Annotated in this window: 2 protein-coding genes and 1 pseudogene; 1 reads left to right on the forward strand and 2 read right to left on the reverse strand. The window is 63.2% G+C overall.

Going from position 1 to position 3328, the window contains the following annotated elements; translation table 11 throughout:
- Together urtB and urtA are read right to left on the reverse strand one after the other, a co-directional pair.
- Positions 1 to 1349 (reverse strand): urea ABC transporter permease subunit UrtB (gene urtB, locus QOC89_RS12080; protein WP_323045228.1); only part of this gene is annotated, 1349 nt, incomplete at its 3' end.
- A gap of 138 nt (positions 1350 to 1487) precedes the next feature.
- The gene (gene urtA, locus QOC89_RS12085) at positions 1488 to 2786 is read right to left on the reverse strand and encodes an urea ABC transporter substrate-binding protein (protein WP_323045229.1); all 1299 of its coding nucleotides are present in this window, start codon (positions 2784 to 2786) and stop codon (positions 1488 to 1490) included.
- Between the two features lie 384 nt (positions 2787 to 3170).
- Here urtA and QOC89_RS12090 point away from each other — a divergent pair.
- A pseudogene (locus QOC89_RS12090) lies at positions 3171 to 3328 on the forward strand (aspartate aminotransferase family protein); the annotation flags it as partial.

The following is a 3328-nucleotide window of genomic DNA, read 5'->3' on the forward strand; positions in this document are numbered from 1 at the left end:
GCAATGCCCGCGCCAAACGCGAACGCATACGAATCGACGCGCGCGGTCTTTACACCGACACACGCCGCCATCCGCCGATTCTGCGTGACGGCGCGCACGAACAGCCCAAGACGCGTTTTAGTCAGCACACCCCAGGCGATCCCGACGACGATCAACGAGAACGCGAGAATCGCCAGCCGGTTGTACGGCAGGATCAGATTGGGCAACACGGTCACGCCGCCGCTCATCCACGCCGGGTTGATCACTTGCACGTTTTGCGCGCCGAACAGCATGCGCGTCGCCTGAATCAGGATCAGGCTGACGCCGAAGGTGGTCAGCAGCGTTTCAAGCGGACGGCCGTACAGATGCTTCAACACCAGCCGTTCGAGCACAATGCCGACTAACCCGGCTGCCGCGAACGATGCGGGCACGGCAAGCAGCGGATACCAGTCGAACGCGCCCGGTGCAAAACGCTGGAACAGGTTCTGCACGACGTAGGTGGCGTACGCGCCGATCATCAGAAACTCGCCGTGCGCCATGTTGATGACGCCGATCAAGCCATAGGTGATGGCGAGGCCGAGTGCGGCGAGCAGCAGCACGCTGCCGAGCGACAAGCCCGCGAACAGCGTGCCGGCAATCTGGCTGCGACGCTGGATCGAATCGAGTTCGTCGATGCCGCTTTGCGCGGCGGCGCGCACGCGATCATCCGCTTCGTTGAAGCTGCCGTCCGGCTTCTTCGCGACCAGCGGGCGGAGCAGTTCGTTCATGTCGAGATCGTGGCGCGCGGCGACCAGTTGCACCGCCTCGAGCCGCTTGGCGGGGTCGGCGTCATGCAAGGCCGTCATGGCCCATAGCGTGTCGAGACGCTTCTTCAAGGCGGGGTCGGTTTCTCTCGCGCGAGCCGCATCGACGAGCGGTTTGATCGACGGATCGGGGGTTTGCAACAGCGCGGTGATGGCGGCGTCGCGTGTGGCGGGGTCGGGCGAATCGAGTTGCAGGCCTGAGAGCGCGCCCGCTACTTTCGAGCGCAGCAGGTTGTTCAGCGTCACGGGTTGCGCGTCGCCCGCGGCGACCGTTTTGCCGGTGACGGCATCGCGCGCGGTGTCGCCGTCTTGCAGCAGGATGCCGCCGGAGTCGGTAGCGAGCGCGCTGTCCTCGGAGAGGGCTTTGAGGATCGCGAGCGATTCTTTGTCGTGGTTGGCGATCAGCTTGTCGATTGCCGCGGATTTCGCGTCGAAGTCATCGCCGGCGAGCGGCGCGACATCGGCCGGGGTGAGCGCGAAGGCGGCAAGCGGCGTGCTCACCAGCGCGAGCGCAAGCGCGAGGGCGCCGATGCTGCTTCGTGCGAATGTCGGAATTGAAAACGCCATGATGGCCTTTGAAGAAAACCGGCGAGGCGGCGCGGCGTCGCGGTGCTACACCGATGCCGCGCCGTTGACTTGCGTCTTGCCATGTCCTGTGGGACAGAGCCGCGGTGCTGTTAGCCACGGCTCTGTCCAGATGCGGACTCAGGCAACGCGCGAGCGCTTCAGGAATGCGGGAATCGAGCTGACCACATCCGGCTTGCTCGAATTGCCGGCGATGAACGGGCTCCACGGCTGCGCGCGAATCGCGGTCTTGGTCCGCCACACCACGTTGAACTGACCGTCGGCGCGCACTTCGCCGATCATCACCGGCTTGTGCAGATGGTGGTTGCCGTCCATTTCGAGCGTGAAGCCCGACGGCGCGGCGAACGTCTGGCCGACCATCGCCACGCGCACCTTGTCCACGTCCGTGCTCTGGGCTTTCTCGACGGCCTGCTTCCACATATGAATGCCGACGAAGGTCGCTTCCATCGGGTCATTGGTTACGCGCCTGGTGCCGCCCGGCAGGTTGTTCTGCGCGACCCATGCGGCCCACTGCTTCTTGAACTTCTCGTTAGCCGGGTTGCGCAGCGACATGAAGTAGTTCCATGCCGCGAGATTGCCGACGAGGGGCTTCGTATCGATGCCGCGCAGTTCTTCTTCGCCGACCGAGAACGCGACGACCGGCACGTCGGACGCCTTCAGCCCCTGGTTGCCCAGTTCCTTGTAGAACGGCACGTTCGAGTCGCCGTTGACGGTTGAGATCACCGCGGTCTTGCCGCCCTGCGAGAAGGTCTTGATGTTCGCGACGATGGTCTGATAGTCGCTGTGGCCGAACGGGGTGTAGACCTCCTGGATATCGGCCTCCTGCACGCCTTTCGACTTGAGGAACGCGCGCAGGATCTTGTTGGTCGTGCGGGGGTACACATAGTCGGTGCCCAGCAGGAAGAAGCGCTTGGCGCCGCCGCCTTCCGTGCTCATCAGATATTCGGTGGCCGGAATCGCCTGTTGATTCGGCGCCGCGCCCGTGTAGAACACGTTGCGCGACATTTCTTCGCCTTCGTATTGCACCGGATAGAACAGCAGACCGTTCAGCTCTTCGAACACCGGCAGCACCGACTTGCGCGACACCGAGGTCCAGCAACCGAACACGACCGCGCACTTTTCCTGGGTGATCAGCTGGCGCGCCTTTTCGGCGAACAGCGGCCAGTTCGACGCCGGGTCCACGACCACCGGCTGCAACTGGCGGCCCATGACGCCGCCGTTCTTGTTGATGTCCGAGATGGTCATCAATGCAGTGTCTTTGAGCGATGTCTCCGAGATCGCCATCGTGCCAGACAGGGAATGGAGAACGCCTACCTTGATCGGGCCGCTGCTCGATTGCGCCTCAGCGAACGGGACCTGACCTGCAAGCGCCAATGCTCCCGACATGGAGCCGAACTTCAACAGACTACGACGTTTCATGTGTTTCCCCTTGCCATTGATGGTGACTGTTTATGGGCGTCGATTTCAGCCAGCAGGGCTTATCCCGCATGGCTTGCCGCTTGTGTACTGCAAGGCACATGCCATGCGGCAATTTCGACTGGAAGTCCGGCAAGTGCATGGTGCGACGCCGGGGTGCGTCGTGTCGGTTATGCGAAACGCGGCGCGAAATTGGTGCAACCGCGGAGTTCGCGCCTCGTTCAGGTGCGTATCGCGCCGCAACGGAGCGGGTCCATCGGTCAGCGGGCGCGAGCGGTGCATCACTGCCGCCCGTTTGTGCATGGGGAGCGGTCTGCCTACGCTGAAGGACCACACAGTCACGAGGAGAGACGATATGAATGAGCGCGCCAGCGTCAATCCGCCGATATGTCCGCTTTCTGGATGTCCTTACCGTGAACCGTCAGTGCAAGAGCGCGCCGCGACTGCTGTCGAGCGCGAAGGGGATGTACTGCACGTCACACGATGGGGGTGCATTCTCGACAGTACCGCCGGCTTGTGGTACGCCAACGCCGGTCACTGCCGTA

Source organism: Paraburkholderia sp., assembly GCF_034668105.1.
In the GTDB taxonomy this organism is placed as follows: domain Bacteria; phylum Pseudomonadota; class Gammaproteobacteria; order Burkholderiales; family Burkholderiaceae; genus Paraburkholderia.

Excerpts from the sequence above, each read along its gene's own strand:
- urtA (WP_323045229.1), bottom strand. The coding sequence starts at position 2,786 with ATGAAACGTCGTAGTCTGTTGAAGTTCGGCTCCATGTCGGGAGCATTG.